The 18,646-nt window shown below is 38.9% G+C and carries 22 protein-coding genes; 12 read left to right on the plus strand and 10 right to left on the minus strand.

Features of this window, described 5'->3' with window-relative positions; translation table 11 throughout:
• Positions 1-168 precede the first annotated feature (168 nt).
• Both D9K81_RS03745 and D9K81_RS03750 read right to left on the minus strand, forming a co-directional pair.
• Positions 169-966, minus strand: coding sequence for a COG4705 family protein (locus D9K81_RS03745; RefSeq protein WP_227602055.1), 798 nt, complete (start codon positions 964-966; stop codon positions 169-171).
• A gap of 183 nt (positions 967-1,149) precedes the next feature.
• Positions 1,150-1,602, minus strand: coding sequence for a GNAT family N-acetyltransferase (locus D9K81_RS03750; protein ID WP_120373484.1), 453 nt, complete (start codon positions 1,600-1,602; stop codon positions 1,150-1,152).
• A 270-nt stretch (positions 1,603-1,872) separates the two neighbouring features.
• Between D9K81_RS03750 and D9K81_RS03755 the strand changes: the two genes are divergently transcribed.
• From D9K81_RS03755 to D9K81_RS03765, 3 genes are read left to right on the plus strand one after another with little or no spacing between them, the layout of a single operon-like run.
• Entirely contained in the window at positions 1,873-2,877 is a 1,005-nt protein-coding gene (locus D9K81_RS03755; protein WP_120373305.1) for an adenosine kinase, read from the plus strand.
• A gap of 14 nt (positions 2,878-2,891) precedes the next feature.
• Entirely contained in the window at positions 2,892-3,203 is a 312-nt protein-coding gene (locus tag D9K81_RS03760) for a Rieske (2Fe-2S) protein (protein WP_171406867.1), read from the plus strand.
• Between the two features lie 17 nt (positions 3,204-3,220).
• Positions 3,221-3,838 (plus strand): OB-fold-containig protein, encoded by a 618-nt coding sequence (locus tag D9K81_RS03765; protein WP_120373307.1) that lies wholly within the window; start codon positions 3,221-3,223, stop codon positions 3,836-3,838.
• Between the two features lie 91 nt (positions 3,839-3,929).
• On the opposite strand, the gene D9K81_RS03770 is transcribed toward D9K81_RS03765, so the two are convergent.
• On the minus strand, positions 3,930-4,550 hold the full coding sequence (locus tag D9K81_RS03770; RefSeq protein ID WP_120373308.1) for a YidB family protein: 621 nt from the start codon (positions 4,548-4,550) through the stop codon (positions 3,930-3,932).
• Between the two features lie 103 nt (positions 4,551-4,653).
• Entirely contained in the window at positions 4,654-5,124 is a 471-nt protein-coding gene (locus D9K81_RS03775) for a DUF6231 family protein (protein ID WP_120373309.1), read from the minus strand.
• Positions 5,125-5,157: 33 nt separating this feature from the next.
• On the opposite strand from D9K81_RS03775, the gene D9K81_RS03780 reads away from it, so the two are divergent.
• Complete coding sequence (locus D9K81_RS03780) at positions 5,158-6,030, plus strand: DUF2797 domain-containing protein (RefSeq protein ID WP_120373310.1); 873 nt, start codon at positions 5,158-5,160, stop codon at positions 6,028-6,030.
• Between the two features lie 106 nt (positions 6,031-6,136).
• Here the strand turns inward: D9K81_RS03780 and D9K81_RS03785 are convergent, their stop codons facing one another.
• From D9K81_RS03785 to D9K81_RS03800, 4 genes are all read right to left on the minus strand, one after another.
• A complete protein-coding gene (locus D9K81_RS03785) occupies positions 6,137-7,072 on the minus strand; it encodes an alpha/beta fold hydrolase (RefSeq protein ID WP_120373311.1) in 936 nt (311 codons plus the stop codon).
• A 159-nt stretch (positions 7,073-7,231) separates the two neighbouring features.
• On the minus strand, positions 7,232-9,097 hold the full coding sequence (locus tag D9K81_RS03790; RefSeq protein WP_120373312.1) for a SurA N-terminal domain-containing protein: 1,866 nt from the start codon (positions 9,095-9,097) through the stop codon (positions 7,232-7,234).
• Between the two features lie 128 nt (positions 9,098-9,225).
• A complete protein-coding gene (locus D9K81_RS03795) occupies positions 9,226-9,498 on the minus strand; it encodes an HU family DNA-binding protein (protein WP_106984768.1) in 273 nt (90 codons plus the stop codon).
• Positions 9,499-9,667: 169 nt separating this feature from the next.
• Positions 9,668-10,138 (minus strand): phasin family protein, encoded by a 471-nt coding sequence (locus D9K81_RS03800; protein WP_120373313.1) that lies wholly within the window; start codon positions 10,136-10,138, stop codon positions 9,668-9,670.
• A 190-nt stretch (positions 10,139-10,328) separates the two neighbouring features.
• Between D9K81_RS03800 and D9K81_RS03805 the strand changes: the two genes are divergently transcribed.
• The 8 genes from D9K81_RS03805 (at position 10,329) to fdx (ending at position 16,503) form a co-directional block, all read left to right on the plus strand.
• On the plus strand, positions 10,329-10,976 hold the full coding sequence (locus D9K81_RS03805; protein WP_120373314.1) for a hypothetical protein: 648 nt from the start codon (positions 10,329-10,331) through the stop codon (positions 10,974-10,976).
• A 113-nt stretch (positions 10,977-11,089) separates the two neighbouring features.
• Positions 11,090-11,563 (plus strand): Rrf2 family transcriptional regulator, encoded by a 474-nt coding sequence (locus D9K81_RS03810; RefSeq protein ID WP_106984839.1) that lies wholly within the window; start codon positions 11,090-11,092, stop codon positions 11,561-11,563.
• Position 11,564: 1 nt separating this feature from the next.
• Positions 11,565-12,782, plus strand: coding sequence for an IscS subfamily cysteine desulfurase (locus D9K81_RS03815; RefSeq protein ID WP_120373315.1), 1,218 nt, complete (start codon positions 11,565-11,567; stop codon positions 12,780-12,782).
• A gap of 106 nt (positions 12,783-12,888) precedes the next feature.
• Positions 12,889-13,275, plus strand: coding sequence for a Fe-S cluster assembly scaffold IscU (iscU, locus tag D9K81_RS03820; RefSeq protein ID WP_067667749.1), 387 nt, complete (start codon positions 12,889-12,891; stop codon positions 13,273-13,275).
• Positions 13,276-13,312: 37 nt separating this feature from the next.
• Entirely contained in the window at positions 13,313-13,633 is a 321-nt protein-coding gene (iscA, locus tag D9K81_RS03825) for an iron-sulfur cluster assembly protein IscA (RefSeq protein ID WP_106984772.1), read from the plus strand.
• A 105-nt stretch (positions 13,634-13,738) separates the two neighbouring features.
• Positions 13,739-14,254, plus strand: a complete 516-nt coding sequence (hscB, locus tag D9K81_RS03830) for a Fe-S protein assembly co-chaperone HscB (protein ID WP_120373485.1) — start codon at positions 13,739-13,741, stop codon at positions 14,252-14,254.
• A 34-nt stretch (positions 14,255-14,288) separates the two neighbouring features.
• Positions 14,289-16,148: a Fe-S protein assembly chaperone HscA gene (hscA, locus tag D9K81_RS03835; protein ID WP_120373316.1), complete on the plus strand. Its 1,860-nt coding sequence runs from the start codon at positions 14,289-14,291 to the stop codon at positions 16,146-16,148.
• A gap of 16 nt (positions 16,149-16,164) precedes the next feature.
• On the plus strand, positions 16,165-16,503 hold the full coding sequence (gene fdx / locus D9K81_RS03840) for an ISC system 2Fe-2S type ferredoxin (RefSeq protein WP_120373317.1): 339 nt from the start codon (positions 16,165-16,167) through the stop codon (positions 16,501-16,503).
• Between the two features lie 127 nt (positions 16,504-16,630).
• Here the strand turns inward: fdx and D9K81_RS03845 are convergent, their stop codons facing one another.
• Together D9K81_RS03845 and D9K81_RS03850 are read right to left on the minus strand one after the other, a co-directional pair.
• Positions 16,631-18,037, minus strand: a complete 1,407-nt coding sequence (locus D9K81_RS03845; RefSeq protein WP_120373486.1) for an adenylate/guanylate cyclase domain-containing protein — start codon at positions 18,035-18,037, stop codon at positions 16,631-16,633.
• Positions 18,038-18,156: 119 nt separating this feature from the next.
• A complete protein-coding gene (locus D9K81_RS03850) occupies positions 18,157-18,591 on the minus strand; it encodes an HIT domain-containing protein (protein ID WP_106984776.1) in 435 nt (144 codons plus the stop codon).
• Positions 18,592-18,646 lie beyond the last annotated feature (55 nt).

Here is an 18,646-nt window from a genome sequence, read left to right on the forward strand (position 1 = left end):
AAGCATTTTTTAAGTGTTCTGAGTATAACCCGAAAAACATCAATTCGATTCATTGATTGATAATTTTCCAAGCAAGTTAGTCTACTTTCCAAATGCTTTCAATGCAGGCCATTTTAAAGCCAATAATTTAGCTTTGACTAAACCAAATAAAAGAATGGATTAGCTCTATTATAAAGAAACCGATCCAACATTTTTATCGCGAGCTTTAGCCCAAATCACACAAAGCACTATAGCAACCAATAACACCGCTGAGGCAGCAAATCGGCTTAAATCCAAACCACCTGAGCTAATCGGTTTATCTAAAAAGTCTCCGACCACGGCACCCAAAGGACGAGTTAAAACAAAAGCCACCCAAAACAGTAGCGTACGTGACACAGAACTAAAACGGTACAAGGCCAAAATGAATAGAATTAGGCCACTAAATAACGCAATACCACCCGTATACCCCAAGCCAGCACTATCAGCAGACCAATCCCCTAAGGCAGTACCCAATGTTTGCGAAAATGTAATCGTTAACCAGTAAAATAGCTCTGCACGAGGATGATTAACCGCATGTGGTGAAATACTACCTTCAGATTTATGCCAGATAAAAAGTGAAATCAGCACTAAACTCAACAGTAGCGTACTCCCACCGACATAGCCAATTCCTAAAGAGCGATCGACAAAATCAGCTAAAGTTGTACCTACGGTGGTACTGGCAATAATGGTCGCCCAATATAAAAAAGGCTGATATGTTTTAGCCCGAATTTGTGCAATTACTAGTGCAATAAAAATCACTGCAAAGATAAACGTACTGACCAAATAACCCAAATTCATAGACATAGAAACCGCATCACCAGCAGTTTCGCCAAAGGTTGTAGCAAAAATTTTTGTGAGCCAAAACAAGGCGGTAATTTGCGGAACTTTCGAAAGCAATTCTTTTGAATATGCTGTGTCATTGGTCGCAATCATTTTAAAATGCTTCATCTATAAAACATAATCATGATTGTTGGTCTCAGAACTTAAAAATAGATTAAAACAATATGACTTTGCTATGACAAACCGATACAAAACGATGAATGGACAGATTTATGTATAGCACAATCAAGTGAAAAATCTTGAGCGTAAAAAAACCCTATCAAAATAGGGTTTTTCATTTCTATATAAAAGTTAAGCGATCAGATATTTAAAATAGTTGTAGTTTGGATGACTTTCTACAAATACATAATTCTGCTTTTGATAAAAACCAGCTGCGCCTTTTTGCTCTGTATTCAAGCAAAGTGCTGAATAAAATGGCTTGGCTTGTTTTTCTAAATGTTGTAATAAAGCTTTCCCTACGCCGTATTGACGGTATTTTGGATGCACATAAAAACGGCGTACACGGCCAATACGGTTTTCGACTCCAGCATCGCCCCACTGTTGATTTAAACCACCGCAACCAATCAGCTGATCTTGATCATAGGCCAACAGTAAAAACTCACCAGTCTGATCAAAACGATTTTTTCCACTTTTGAATTCCTCTATAAGTCTGTAAATAAATTGATAGCCTTCTTGTTGTGCCAATGCTGCGAGTTGCTCGATTTGCGCTGGCAAACCATCGGCTTGTCGAATACTAATTTCCATATACTCACACTTATAATTCATCGTTTTTTATCATTCATACCACCCTAAACGGATAATATGACCCAATGCACCTATCAAAATAAAAAAATCACAATTGATCAATAGCAAAGCGCTACAAATGAAATATAAATCGTGAAAAAACCCAATATATAAGTATATTTTGCTTAATTTTCGCCCAAAACCCACTAAATGAATTTTATTCAACAAACTACAGCAATCCTGAGCATTCGTGTAAACTTAGTTTTTTATTTTTTGATGTGACCGAAAGACATGGCAACTGTTGATCTTTTTGCAATTGGTAATGCGTTAATTGACCAAGAATTTAAAGTATCTGATCAATTCCTTCTTGAACAAAACTTGCAAAAAGGCACCATGCAACTAGCTGATGGTGAGACACAAGCAACGCTTTTCCAAAATCTCCAAGCAAGCCAAGATTATAAAGGCCAAGCTTCTGGTGGTTCAGCAGCCAATACAACAGTTGCATTTAGCGCACTCGGTGGCTCTGCATTTTATGGTTGCCGCGTAGGGAATGACGATTTAGGTTCAATTTACCTTAACGGTTTAAATGACGCAGGTATTGCCACTACCGAAAAATCAATTAGTGAAGGTGTTACTGGCACATGTATGGTTCTTGTGAGCGAAGACAGCGAACGTACTATGCATACTTATCTTGGTATTACAGCTGAATTGTCTGAAGCACAAATTGACTTTACGCCATTGGCAACAGCGAAATGGTTATACTTAGAAGGCTATTTATCAACCAGCGAAACTGCACGTAAAGCGGTTAAACAAGCCCGTGAAATTGCACAAGCAAATAATGTAAAAATTGCCTTAACATTATCTGACCCAGCAATGGTGCAATATGCACGTGATGGCCTCGATGAGCTTGTAGGTAACGGCGTAGACTTACTTTTATGTAATGAGCAAGAAGCCTTGATGTATACACGTACGGATAGCATTGATGCAGCATTAGAAGCACTTAAAGCATTAAGTAAAGACGTTGTCATTACAATGGGCGAACATGGTGCTTGTGTTTTTCATGCTGGCCAAACGTTTAGCGTTGCTGGCCGTGCAGTAAATGCAGTAGATACAAATGGTGCTGGTGATGCATTTGCAGGCGCATTTTTATATGCTTTAAATGCTGACTTCAATATTCAAACTGCTGCTGAACTTGCGATCTTAATTTCAAGTGAAGTCGTTGCTCAATTTGGCCCACGTCTTGCTAATGATCACTACGCAACGCTCTTGAATAGCTTTCAGAAGGAATATGCTTAATGTATAAAATTTGCATGACTGAGGATGTTCCAGAACGCGAAGCACGTTCTTATGAACTTCCTAATGGCGATACCATTTTTATTACGCAACGTGATGGTGGCTTCTTTGCCTACCAAAACCTTTGCCCTCATTTGCAAGTAGAGCTTGAGTTTCTAGAAAATCAATTTTTAGATCGTGATCAAGAAATGATTGAGTGCTCAACTCACGGTGCACTTTTTTTAGTCGAAACTGGTGAATGTGTATCTGGCCCATGTCAAGGTCAAGCACTTGAAAAAGTAGAGATTACCGTGCATTCTGATGGCGGAATCTATCTTAACGAAGAATAAAACCTAAAGGTCTTGCCATGCCAAACTTTTTCACAGAAATCGACTTAATTCCTTTTCATTTAAGTCTCATTGCTGTGGTCTTGCTTGGTGTGGCTGAAACCATTGGTTTTTATCTTCATCTTCGTCCGAGCATGTTATTAAAAAAAATATCGCCTAAACAGCTCGACGACTTACCCATTTTGAATGTTAAATTTTCTAAGATGCTGATTATGTTCTTTTTACTCATGAACTTCAGTCTGGCAGGATATTTTTTACAACTGTGTATTTATGCACAAGAATTGGCTTTTTTCCCTTGGTATTATTTGGCGCTACCCGCATTGATTATTGCCATCTTTTTTACCGTTTTTATGATCCATTGTTTAGATCAAGTGATTCCAAGCAAATATCAACGCCCCAACGTAAACTTACTTGGTCGTCTTGCAACGATCTCAAGTGGTAATGCCCGTCCTGGCTTTTCAGCACAAGCACGTGTGCGCGATGAATTTGGTCAGCTTCATTATGTTCAAGTTGAACCTGAATTTGGTGAACTCGAATTTCAATCACAAATTATTTTGATCCGTTTAAAACGATCGCATTATGTGGCCAAAAAAATCTGCGAAGCGAATCAGCTTTTTAAACTTGATCTTGATACTTAAGAATCAATACTTCGTCTAAAAGTATTTACTATAAAAAAGCCCTTACAGCATCAATCTATAAGAGCACCTAAGATACAATCAAAATGATTATTTATTTTTTAAGAAAACCAGAGACCAAACCCAATACTTGTTGAATGTCTGCATTTGCCTCAGTTTTGCTGGTTTGTTCGCCTTGAGGGGTTAAAGCATCAATAATTTGCGGTAACACTGATGAAATTGCGCTATAGACATCTTGCTTTGGCATTTGAGTTTCTTGGGCAACCTGCTCGACCTCTTGATCATCAAAAAGGCTTTGAACTTGCTGAGGATTCACAGCCAAGTTATCACCTTCACCCGTAGAAACCCAATCATCCACCTGACTGCTAAAGCCTTGGCCTCTGAGCTTATCTAAAGCACCTTGAAGACCACCTTGCTTTTGGATCCATGCCAAGACTAAAGGCAAAACCGCAATTAATAAAGATGATGCTTTAGAACCGCCCACACCTGCACCAGACTGCTGACCTGCACCTAATTGACCTAAAACAGACCCAAGAATACCACCCAATCCACCTTGTGCATTACTTTGCTGATTACTTGCACCGCCTAATTGACCCAGTACAGAACCTAGAATTCCACCTAGTCCACCAGCACCTGCATTTGTATTCTGCTGATTACTTGCACCACCCAAGGCCTGCTTCGCTAGAATTTCCACAATATTGGTTAAATTTGTCATGTTTATTATCCAAATAAAATTATCACTACAGCATACGATGCTTTTATTTCATCCATTGTTGATCTTTGTTAATTTTATTTAGTCAAAAGACATGAGCATCATTTTACCAACGGAATTTGTTCCAGTTTTCTGGGTTCGCCCAAAATTTTGAATTAAACCAGTCTGGTACATGCTTATAGGTCAAAATATTAAATTGCCATAAAGCAAAATCACTGTCATGACTGGTCTTATCAATTAATTGAGTAAAGCCTAAAGCACGAAGCATCTTTTCGTCTTGTAAACAACTTACCACCACAATGCGTTTTGCCATTAAATCGCGTAGTTTGACCAAAATTTGGCTTTTTTGCGTTTCGTTCACATCAAGCCATTCTTCTGTATCGAGTAAGACAAATCCCAAATCAAAACGTTGGGTAAAAGGCAGACTTAAAAAGTCAGTTACGTTAAAATATTGCCAAGAAATGAGATGATGATGACCGTATTGCTCAATATTTTGACCAATACATAATGCAGTTGAAATGGGCTGTTCGGCGGATAAATCGTCTAGCATTGAAGTGATGACATTCTGTTCAGCCATTTACTGCATCCTTATATAAAGTGAGTATTTTGTATGGAACTACAAGGCATTTGCCACAAAATGCATGCAGGCCTTAAAGACCTTAGTGTAACTGATCAACATATACACAAGGCAAATGTTGAATACAAATTCATATTAGATCGTTCAGATATTGAGCTTCCATTCAATGTGGGCCAAGAAATTGAACTGGAATGGACTGGAAAAATCTATTGTGTGTCGTGTGGTTCAAAAACACCAAAGTCTTATTCTCAAGGGCATTGCTTTAAATGCTTTAAAACTAAAGCCTCTTGTGACATGTGCATTATGAAACCTGAAACCTGCCATTACCATTTGGGCACCTGCCGTGAAGATGATTTTGCGCACGAAGTATGCTTTCAACCCCATATTGTCTATTTGGCCAATTCAAGTGCGTTAAAAGTTGGGATTACACGTCTAGGGCAAATGCCAACACGTTGGTTAGACCAAGGTGCAACACAAGCACTACCAATTATGAAAGTCGGCTCACGTCGTTTGTCTGGCCAACTGGAAGTGATGTTTGGTACTCAAGTAGCAGACAAAACTGATTGGCGTAAATTGCTTAAAGGCGAAGCAGCCCCAATTGACCTCATAGATATTCGTGAACAATTACTTGAAGAATTTGCCCCTAAAATTCAGACCATTCGTGATGAATTTAGCCAAAATTTAGAATTTAATGAAGGTATTGAAGTACTCGAAGATGAAAAACCTCGCCAGTTTATCTACCCTGTTGAACAGTACCCTGAAAAAGTAAAGTCTCATAACTTGGATAAAACACCAATTGTCCGTGGCAAGTTGCACGGCATTAAAGGCCAATACCTGATCATGGATACTGGGGTAATTAATATTCGTAAATACACCGGTTATGAACTTAAAGTGCGTGCTGAATAATTTAAGCGCAATTCTTTATCAAAAAGCAGGATATGATCCTGCTTTTTTATTTGTTATGTACACTCTATTAAAATGCTGAGCTGAAATAGAATCAGATTAGCTTAGGCTATTTAATGGTATTCAAAAATTTCAAGTAAGGCTGTACTACCAATTGCTCTGCTTCTAAGATTGGCATGTGACCCACACCATTTAAAATTAAGGGAACATCACTCTTTTTAAATAAGCCATGTAACTCCTGTGCCACCTCCACATTAATGACCTGATCATCTTTGCCCCAGACAATCATCACAGGTGCATCAATCATTCGTGTTGCCATTGCAAAGGATTCAGGCGTATAGAGTTTTGACATCTCAACCAGCGTAGAGACCATTTTATGCGTATTTTTCGACTGCGTAATCATGAGCTTTTCTTGTGCAACTTTAAGCTCTTGTGGAATAAATGGAGGGGCTTGCATGGCAATTTTCATTAAGCGATCAAAATCACCAGGCTTTTCTACCACAATATTTCGCAATTGCTCAGGGCTTTTTAAATATGGCGTATTTGCCGATTTATACACACCAGCAGCATCCACCAAAAGTAATGATTTAACCTCAATCGGATATTGAGCAGCGTATAGCATTGCGATTGCACCACCCATTGAATGCCCCGCAATATGCATATTGGGATCAAATTGTGCAGCATCTGCAAAACGTCGTAATTTTTCCGTGAGATTTGGAATAGATAAATCAAAATTGTCAGGTGTCTTGGTTTCACCATGCGCAGGTAAATCTGGAATAATGACATGGTAATAAGGCGTTAAATAACGTGCGACACGATTCCAGTTATCTCGTGTACCTGATAACCCATGTAGCAATAATAAGGTTGGCTTTGTACGGCTTCCACCCTCACTATAGCGCCATTCAATGTCACCTACTTTTAAGCTTTTGCTTTCAAGTCCAGCCCAAGCACGCTCTTGTTGTAAGATATTTTGAAAATTAATTTCAGCAGCATGAACTACACTACTGATCAACAATAACAGTAAAACACTAAAATACACCTTCATTTGCACTGATCTCCATTTCAATAGTTTTTGACTTATTCTTTTTTGATTTATCCGTATTCCTCTCCAAAAAGCATTTGCCCAAAAGTCACGATCCGACCAAAATCAGCCACAAAAAAAACCAGCCCTTGGGCTGGTTTTTTATATGAGGATTATCTCACTTTATTTAATTTTTGCATGTGCCTTCAAATAACGCGTGTAATCATCAAATTCTTGCTGACCACGAAGTTGTTGATACAACTTTTGTAGCTCAGCCATTTGCTCTGCTGGAAGCGCGCTTGCAACGTTCTTATTCACATTTGTAACCGCTACCACCACCAATTCATTTGGCATACTTGCAGTCGTTACAGACCAAAAGCCTGCTTTTGGCGCAGCCACACTAAATGCAGCACGTTGTAAATCACGTTTTAGTAAACCATCAGCACGTGTAAATGTACCTGCATTTTCAAAGATCAAGCCAGTTTTAGATACTTCTGTTGCTGGTTTAGTCTTGAACTCATTTAATACAGTTTGAATTTTAGCTTTTGCAGCATCATAAGCTTTTTGTTCAATCAGTTTCGCTTTAACTAAAGGCTTAACAGCGTTTAAAGACTGCTCACCAGCTTGATGGTAATCGCGTACTTTTAACCAAACCACGTCTCCATTGGCTAACTGAATACTACTTGAAACGTTGCGGTCACCATTCTTAACATCATCATTAAAGATTTTAGATTTTGTCGCATTTTCGCTTAAAACTGGATGACGTGAAGATAAGGTCAAACCTTTAACTGTTTGAACAGATACACCTTTAACTTCTTGCGAGATTACATCTAGTGCATCGCTACTCACAACTTGGTCATTTAAAGTGTTTACCGTATCAGCAAAAGCATTGGCTTTTTTAGCTGTCGCCAACTCTTCTGTTAAACGTGCCTTTTGTGTTTCAAATGCAGGAACGCTTGCAACAGCACCTTCAACATCAATTAGATGATAACCATAATTAGTTTTTACTGGTGCAGACACTTGACCTACTTTTGCACTCGCAACAGTTTGATCAAAGGCATCACCATAAGCACCCTTGCTATATACAGCAAGCTTACCGCCTTGCGCTTTAGAGGCAGGATCTTCAGAGAACTGCGCAGCCGCTTTATCAAAACTTAGACCGCCTTTAATTTTGTCAACAACAGATACTGCCAATGCTTTTGCTTCAGCGTCCGTACGGCCTTCTGCTGTAATCAAAATATGCTTCACAACTGGTTGAGCATCTTTCTTCAGTTTTTCAACATAATCATTATACGCTTGCTGTAATTCTGCTTCAGTTGGAGCAGTAGTTACAGCTGGCAAATTAGCAGCACTCAAAACTACAAAATCAACATCAGCAGATGTTGGCTGTTTAAACTGAGCTTTATGTTTTTCAAAATAAGCCACAATTTCAGCATCAGTCACTTTAACTGCTTTTTTGTATTCATCTAAATGAATGCTTGCCAACTGAATACTACGTTGCTCAGTTTGCAAATTCGCAATTTGCTGGATATCCACCTTACTCACCAATGGACTATCGGTGAAAGTGGTAGACAGCATTTTGAGCGCGTGATCTTGACGTAAATTATCTAAAAATTGACGATTCGTCATGCCAATAGATGCTAAATATTGAGCAAACATCTCATCAGAGAACACACCATTTTTTTGGAAACTTGGCTGTTGATGAATCATTTGGATTAATTGCTGATCACTTAAACTAATACCCAATTTTTCAGCTTGTTGTAATAGTAACTGACGTGAAATTAATGTATCCATCGCTTTGTTGTTGATGAAATCTAGATTCAGAAGAGTTTCATCACCATTGACGTACGCTAAATACTGTTCTTTAAATGATTTCGTGACATTTTCTAATTCTTTTTGCGAAATGTCTGTTCCATTTACGGATTTCACAGCATCTTTTGACCCGCCACTAAAATAACCCTCAATACCAACCAATGCTAAAGGGGTTAAAAACAAAACGAGCAAAACTTTGCCTAGCCAGCCCTTGATGACTTTGCGAAAAGATTCCATAAGTAATCCAATATTTTATTTGCGACTGATTCTAACTGAAAACCAAAGTTGAATGAATGTGTTGAGCGAATAAATCACATTTATCCATAAAAAAACGCGCCAAAAGGCGCGTTTAGTCGATTAATAGCTTAAGCTACTGAATCTTTCAAGCCTTTACCAGCTTTGAAGCTTGGTACTTTGCTTGCTTTAATTTCTAAAGTTGCACCAGTTTGTGGGTTACGGCCAGTACGTGCTGCACGTTCTTTCACATTGAAAGTACCGAAACCAACTAAAGTTACTGTATCGCCAGCTTTTAGCGCTTCAGTGATCGAAGCAATTGTCGCATCCAAAGCTTTACCTGCGTCAGCCTTAGATAATCCCCCTTTTTCTGCAATTGCATCAATTAATTCTGATTTATTCATGAAAATTACGTCCTCTTAATATCGTTTATTTAAGGTCCAGAAAATAGTTTATTTCGCCATAGCGCCTTTATAGCAATGCTTTGGGGGTAAAGGCAATACTTCTGATCCTCTTTTTTTGCAAAATACGAGAGAAAAAATCCTTGATAAATAAATAATGTGGATCGTACTCTTATTTTTTCTTTAATTGATCTTTTAAGAGCACTTGCTCTTCAGCTAAGGCATCAACTTTTGCATGTAATTGTAAAAGAAGCTTTTCTAAATGCTGTAAATCCTTTGGAGTAATTAAGCCAAGTCGATTTAAAGAGTGATTAACGCTATTATCGAGTAGTTTTTCGACTTTATCTTTTGTATCTGTCACAGACTCTTTTGCTTTTTCGGAAACCTTCTCTACGGTTTGATCGGCAATTTCTGTTGTTTTGGACTCAAGCTCTTCCCCCACCTTGACTAAAGAGTCAAATAACTTATTACCTTCTTCCTCTGCACGCGAAAAAGCACCTAAACCTGCGAGCCAAATTTGCTTCGTATATTTGCGAAAATCAAGTACAGATTTTCGGCTAGAATGCCTTGTACGCTTATTCTCAACAAGGTTTTGCTCAGGTAGCTCTTCATGCTTTTCTTCTTCTATATTGATCTGATCCATCTGTCGGGACGCTCCTAGCTATTTTATAGGCAATTGTATACAGCAAATTGCAATTTCATACCATAATAACAAACTTAGTACTTGATAGATTTGCTAAACTGTTCTACAAAGCAACTTAATTCATGTGTTTTTGTTACACCTGATAGATTTAACAAGCAGGATGCTGTCTTCAGGTAAGGATTGATTATTTATGAGTGATGCGCAACAGAGAAAAGATCAAACTCATCTGCTCCTCACAATGACTCTAATTGTTTTAGAAACAGTTTTCTCATTTATTTTAAAACATGACCGCGTTGTGGCACTTCAAGCTAAAAAGTTTGTAGACCAAAAAATTGCAATCAAAATCAACAGTTATATTCCATACTTCGATTTTTATGTGCAGTTTTCAGACCATGGTATTTTGTTTGATGAAAAAGCGCCTGAAAAAGCAGTTGACCTTGATGTCCGCACTACACTCATGGATTTAATCAAAATATTCGTTTTTGGTAATCGTCGTAGCATTAAAGGTATGCGTATAGATGGTGATATCGTATTAAAAGACGAATTTCGTGATTTACTATCTTTATTTAGTGTCCCAAAATTACTTTCAGATTGGAAACACTGGCTCTCTGAAGCGCCTAGTGACAATGACATTACGGCCTCTAAAAAACGTATTGCACCACTTTTAGAGAAAATTGATCAACAACGCTCTAAAATAAACACCCTACAAGTGGAAGTAAAACAATATAAAAACCGCATTAAACGCATTGAGCGCCGTCAAAAGCGGATTAATGTAATCTTTACAATGATTACTGTTCTATTAATCGCGTTACTAGTGTATAATGTTTGGCCTGCTTAACTGCATAATTTTGCAGTAAAAATAAAACCAATCAACTGTACTTAAAAAAACTTGACTATTTTAGTCAGGATTCTTAAAATCTACACATCTAGTCTAAACATGTGTATCGAATCATGCGCTTAACAACTCGCGGTCGTTACGCAGTGACTGCTCTACTTGATCTAGCTTTGCAGCCAACTGAACAAACGATCACTCTTGCAGAAATTGCTGCTCGCCAGACAATTTCTGTTGCATATTTAGAGCAGCTATTTGCGAAATTAAAACGCCACGGCTTAGTTTCTAGTATTCGCGGTGCAAACGGCGGTTATCACTTAGCTCGTAGCGCTGAAGAAATCACAGTCTTAGAAATCATTGAAGCTGTAAACGAAACTGTTGATGCAACGCGTTGCGACCATAAAGGCAACTGTCAAAATGGTGCAATGTGCTTAACTCACGACTTATGGCAAGAACTCTCCCACCACATTGCCGATTATCTCGCAAAAATCACACTTGCAGACCTTGTAGCTCGTGACAACGTACAAACCGTTGCCATTCGCCAAAATTCTTCAAACTTTGATTCAGCTCTTCTATCGGTTACAGGTATTTGACATGAAACGTCCTATTTATCTTGATTATGCAGCAACAACTCCTGTAGACCCTCAAGTTGCTGAACGTATGATGGAGTGCCTAACATTTGATGGCACTTTCGGTAATGCTGCTTCTCGCTCGCACGCTTACGGCTGGCAAGCAGAAGAGAAAGTTGAATACGCACGTGAACAAGTTGCGAATCTTGTAAAAGCAGATCCACGTGAAATCGTATGGACTTCTGGTGCAACTGAGTCTGATAACCTTGCACTTAAAGGTGTTGCTCAATTCTATGCATCTAAAGGTAAACATATCATTACCTCTAAAATTGAACATAAAGCAATTTTAGATACATGCCGTGAGCTTGAAGAAGAAGGCTTTGAAATTACTTATCTTGAGCCAGAAGCAAAAACAGGTTTAATTACACCTGAAATGGTTCAAGTTGCACTTCGCCCAGATACTATTCTTGTTTCACTCATGATGGTAAACAACGAAATTGGTACTGTAACTGACGTTGCTGCAATTGGCGAATTAACACGCGCTAACAAAACTTATTTCCACGTAGATGCGGCTCAAGCAGCTGGTAAAGTTGAAATTGATCTTTCAACTTTAAAAGTTGACTTAATGAGTTTCTCTGCACACAAAATTTATGGCCCTAAAGGCATTGGTGCTTTATTTGTACGTCGTTCACCTCGCGTACGCGTAAAAGCTCAAATGCACGGTGGTGGTCATGAACGCGGTATGCGCTCTGGTACTTTAGCAACTCACCAAATCGTGGGTATGGGTGAAGCATTTGAACTTGCTGGCAAAAACTTGCAAGCAGAACAAACCCGCCTACGCGTACTTCGTGACAAGCTTTGGAATGGCTTACAAGGTTTAGAACAAGTGTTCTTAAACGGCCACCCAGAACATAACGTAGCAAACTATTTAAACGTTAGCTTCAACTTTGTTGAAGGCGAATCGTTAATGATGTCATTGAAAGACGCTGCTGTATCTTCTGGTTCAGCGTGTACTTCAGCAACATTAGAACCTTCATACGTTCTACGCGCTTTAGGTCTTTCTGACGAATTAGCACACAGCTCTATCCGCTTCAGCTTTGGTAAATACACCACTGAAGAAGATATTGATCATGTGTTAGAAGTAACTATCGCTGCTGTTGAGAAATTGCGTGAGCTTTCTCCACTTTGGGATATGTACAAAGAAGGTATCGACCTTTCTACTGTTGAATGGGCTGAACACTGATTCACCCTCTTGAGATAGCTTTTAATTAAAGGCTATCTCATTGATTAATGTTATTTCACCCCCATATTAAATCTTAAAGGCTGACCCCGAGGTTTGGAGAAGCATCATGGCTTATAGCGAAAAAGTAATTGATCATTACGAAAACCCTCGTAATGTTGGTGTTTTAGACAAAAATGCTGAAAATGTTGGTACTGGCATGGTTGGTGCTCCAGCATGTGGCGACGTTATGCGTCTACAAATCCAAGTTGATGATAACGGTGTGATTGAAGAAGCACGTTTTAAAACTTATGGTTGTGGTTCTGCAATTGCCTCTAGTTCTTTAGTAACTGAATGGTTAAAAGGCAAAACCTTAGATCAAGCACAAGCGATCAAAAATATTGACATCGCAACTGAGCTTGCACTACCACCAGTAAAAGTACACTGTTCTGTACTTGCTGAAGATGCAATTAAAGCTGCTGTAGAAGACTACCGTAGCAAAAAAACAAAAGCTTAAATTTCTAAGTTTTTGAAATAGATATCACGGAGTTTTCATGATCCACTTAACTGAAAATGCGGCTGCTCATATTAGCAATTACCTAAAGAATCGTGGTAAAGGTGAAGGCATTCGCGTTGGCGTGAAAACTTCAGGCTGTTCAGGTTTGGCTTATGTTCTTGAGTTTGTTGATGAAACAAATGAACACGACCAAGTCTTTGAACAGTTTGGCGTTAAAGTTTTTACAGACCCTAAAAGCTTAGTTTATCTCGAAGGTTTAGAGATGGACTATGTGAAAAACGGCCTGAACGAAGGCTTCGAATTTAACAACCCAAATAAAAAAGGCGAATGTGGTTGTGGTGAATCTTTCACTGTCTAATCCATACATTCTGCCTTCTTTATGCATTAAAACAGTGTAAAATCACTGTTTTAATTGCATTTAATGCAACCATTTTTTGCACATCAATCGCGGAATACATCTCCCATGAATCATTTTGAGCTGTTCAATCTGCCCGCAGCACTCGATATCGATTTAGCAGCTTTAAAAGCGCAATTCCTGAGTTTGCAGCAACAATTCCATCCCGACAAAGCTGAAGATAAAGACCAAGCATTGATTCAATCCAGTGAAATCAACCAAGCTTATAAAGTCTTATCACAAGTAGACAGTCGCGCAGCTTATTTACTCAGCTTAAAAAAACAAGATTATCACCTTGATCAATCCATCAGTGATTTTGAGTTTTTACAAGATGCAATGGAAATTCGTGAGCAACTGGATGATGCGCAAGGCTCAGAAGATCTGAAATCTTTACGTGTTGAAGTGCAACAATGGATGGATGGCTTAGTCCGCGAATTTAAAATCGACTACGACGATGAAGACTGGGCTGAAGCACGTGATACTGTACGAAAATTACGCTTCTTCCAAAAAGTCATGGCTGATATTGAGAGAGCTGATGATCGTTTCTTAGATGACGATAGCTTCGATTTAGATGATGATTTTTAATTTTTTTATATTTAACGTTCAAAGGATGTAACACATGGCTCTCTTGCAAATTGCAGAACCTGGTCAATCAAGTGCACCGCATGAACACCGTATTGCAATTGGTATTGATTTAGGCACAACGCATTCACTCGTTGCTTCTGTACTTTCAGGTAAAGCAAAAGTGCTACAGGACGAACACAGCCGCGTGTTACTCCCGTCTATTGTTCACTATGCTACGGATACAACAGTATATGGTGATGACGCAAAAGCTTATTTAACAACAGATCCCAAAAACACGATTGTCTCTGTAAAACGCTTTATGGGTCGCTCAAAAGCAGATATTAAATTTCAACACCCCTACGCTTTGGTGGGTGAAGACAATCAAATGCCTGCTTTCGAAACAGTACAAGGTCGTAAAACACCTGTTGAAATTTCTGCTGAAATTTTAAAACAGCTTAAAGACCGTGCTGAATTAAACCTACAAAATCCAATTAATGGTGCAGTCATTACTGTTCCCGCTTATTTTGATGAAGCTCAACGCCAAGCAACACGTGATGCCGCACAACTTGCTGGCCTCAATGTTTTACGTCTATTAAACGAACCCACAGCTGCCGCGGTAGCTTATGGCCTAGATCAAGAATCTAATCTTGCGCATGACCAAAACTATGTTATTTATGACTTAGGTGGTGGTACATTTGACGTTTCAATTTTACGTTTTTCTCAAGGCGTATTTGAAGTATTAGCAACAGGTGGCCACACTGCCCTCGGTGGTGATGATTTAGATCGCTTAATTGTAAAATGGGCAAAAAAACAGCTAAATATTGATACACTCGATGATGCTGAATATGCACAATTTATTGTGGCTGCACGTAAAGCAAAAGAAGCTCTAAGTGATGTAGCCTCTGTAGAATTACAATTACTCGACCAAACACTTGTACTTGATCGTGCTAATTTTGAAAGCATCATTCAAGTTGCTCTAGATAAAACAATGAGCGTGTGTAAGCGCGTATTACGCGATGCCAAACTTGAACTTAATGATATTCACAGTGTGGTATTGGTGGGTGGTTCAACGCGTTCATACGCTGTACAAGATGCTGTCCGTAATGTGTTCCAAAAAGAACCTTTATGTACCATCAACCCAGATGAAGTTGTAGCGATTGGTGCAGCCATTACTGCCAATCAATTGATTGGTAATACCAAAGACGGCTCATTACTACTAGACGTTACACCACTTTCACTGGGCTTAGAAACCATGGGCGGTTTGGTAGAGCGATTAATTTCGCGTAATACTGCTATTCCAGTTGCACGTCGCCAAGAATTTACAACCTATCAAGATGGCCAAACTGCCATGTTGATTCATGTTGTACAAGGTGAACGTGATTTGGTAGAACACTGCCGTAGCTTGGGCCGTTTTGTACTTCGTGGTATTCCTCCAATGACTGCAGGTCAAGCACGTATTGAAGTAACCTTCCAAGTAGATGCAGATGGTCTATTGACTGTGGCAGCAAAGGAAACCACTTCTGGTGTACATGCACAAATTGATATTAAACCATCTTATGGTTTATCTGATACAGATACAGAGCGTCTACTTCTTGATGGTTTCAAATTTGCAGAAGAAGACAAACATCTTCGTCATTTGCATGAAACCAAAATTGAAGCACAACGCGAGTTAGAAGCGCTTACTCAAGCACTAAAAGCCGATCAGCAGCTTTTAGCGAGCGCTGATTTAGATGCGCTTTTACACGCGAAACAAGCATTAGAAACACAACTTGAATCTAATGAGATTAAAGCCATTGAACATGCCGTAGAACAGCTTAAAATACATAGTGATGCCTTTGCAGCTGCACGTATGAATCAACATATTGATACTGCACTAAAAGGTACAAAGCTCGACGACTGGTCAAACTCAAATTAATTTATAGGTTAAGACTATGCCACGTATTAAAGTATTGCCTCATGCAACAATTTGCCCAAATGGCGCTGAGTTTGAAGTTGAGTCAAATGCAAACCTATGCCAAAGCCTTTTAGACAATGGCATTAAAATCGAACACGCTTGTGATATGTCAAAAGCATGTACAACTTGTCACGTTGTTGTTCGTAGAGGTTTTGATGGCCTTGAAGAAATGGACGACATTGAAGCTGACTTATTAGACCGTGCTTGGGGTCTAGAGCCAGACTCTCGTTTATCTTGCCAAGTTAAAATTGAAAATGAAGATTTGGAAGTAGAAATTCCGAAGTATACGATTAACCATGCTTCTGAAAATCACTAAATTATTGATGACTTAGTGATTTTAGAATCGTATAAAAAAGACCGCAAAAGCGGTCTTTTTTAGTTTAACAATCTACTTACTTATTGTGTGATTTCAGACAAAATGAGTGAACATCGGCTAGTTCTGCTTAACTATGTGTTTCTATTTTTTCAATTTTTTCGATGATTTCATCTTCAAGATTGAGTTTTACAATCCCTTCCGAGTTCGTCATTTTCTGCTGTGTTTGAATACGCTTAATCATTTTTTCAAGTACATGAATCAGCTCTGGGTACTCAAAATTTTGTACTTCATCTAAGTTCAACAGCAAATGGAAACCCTTATACTCATAGTCAAACCAGCGTTGATAATCGACTTTTTGCGAAGTATAACGCTCCATCACTTGCCATGTGCGTACCGGTCCTTGAATACCCTTTAAGTAAATCGGTGCTTTAGGTGCACATAAATAATCATTTTTAATCAGTTTATGCGTATCATCTGAAATTAAGATTTCATCAACTTCAGCAGCACTTTGTAAACGAGCAGCCAAGTTAGCATCACGACCTACAATCGTATATGCCATACGGTGTGCTGCGCCATAGTTTCCTACGTGGCAATATCCTGTTGAAATACCCATACGGATATGCAGTGGCGGATACCCCATCTTGATCCAACGCTCACGAAGTAGTTTCATCTGCTGGCGCATGACCATTGCCATTTCCAAACATACTTTGGCATCTTGCTCTACACCTTGACTGTGTGGATCACCAAAGAAAATAAGGATTGCATCACCCATAAACTTGTCGACCGTAGCTTCATATTGCTTCGCAATTTCAGTCATGTGACTTAAATAATCATTAAGCAAGAAGGCTAAATCGTCGGGAATGAGTGTTTCTGAAAGCTCCGTAAAGCCTTGAATATCTGAAAAGAAAATTGTCATTTTCTTACGCTTGTATTCAATTTTGGCTTCAGACTCCCCCTTCATAATAGACTGCCACAATTGCACTGGCGCATAACGGCTTAGCTGATTGGCAAATTCCATATAGCGGTTCATCTGATCATAATAGTGATTCTTTTTGTTGGCCATATATTGGACTTGGGAGATTTGATAATAACTACCCACGCCAAAATAAGTAATCAAACACAAGAATCCCACCACCGTCAGTTCACTGCTGGTGGTGTCAAAGTATTCGTGGAAGTCAAATATAAAGATGGTGCATAAATAAAAAATTGAAATCCCGATAAGACTGGCTAGAGACACCATCAAAAAGGAAATTCTGTTATTTATTGCCGTATACAGTAGCGCAAAAAGCGCTAAAAATGTCAGCACCAAATTGAGATGCACTGCCGACAACATCACCGAAATAATTAAAATATCGATGATAAAAAGTACATTTCGCTTAACCTTATTATTAAACCGATAAATTAACCAATGTGAAAATTTTGGCGTAATTAAAAGCATAGCAAGTAGGAAAAACGGAATATAAATTTGGTACTGCGTATCTGGCTGAGTGTAATGATAGACGATGGCAACCAACGACAGCATTAGGTAGCCCATCAAGCGATGGACATACTCAAACTGTCTTGGTTCTTTATTAATCCATTCGTCTAACAATGCCACTCAGTTACTCCTTGCGGACATAGATAGCCACACCTTCCTTAAATGGAAATATGTGTTCAATCCATACGCCAATCAAATGGCATATCACCTTGACCACGCAATGCCAACATTAAAGTCTGACGCATGTGAGCCAGTACTTCATTACTGTATGGTACAGCTGGTGTGCCCCAAACTGGTTTAGGCCATGCCACATCATTCTGGTAGCGTACAACATGATGGAAATGCAGTTGTGGAACCATATTTCCCAATGCCGCTACATTCATTTTATCTGCGCGAAATACGCGAGATAACTGGCTAGACAACCAGCTTGATTCACGTAGGAATTGTTCTTGGTCTGCTTGGCTCAGTTCATATAGTTCTGTAATGCCTGGAACACGCGGTATAAGAATCAACCACGGAAATTGCATATCATTCATCAAACGACATGTTGACAGTGGAAAGTCGCCTACATAAAACGTATCTTGAGCAAGTTGTGGATGTAAACTAAACATATCTTTATAAATGATGCAAAATTAGAATGATGGCTAATACTATCACATCCTATTG

It is taken from the genome of Acinetobacter chengduensis (genome assembly GCF_003664645.1).
Classification (GTDB): domain Bacteria; phylum Pseudomonadota; class Gammaproteobacteria; order Pseudomonadales; family Moraxellaceae; genus Acinetobacter; species Acinetobacter chengduensis.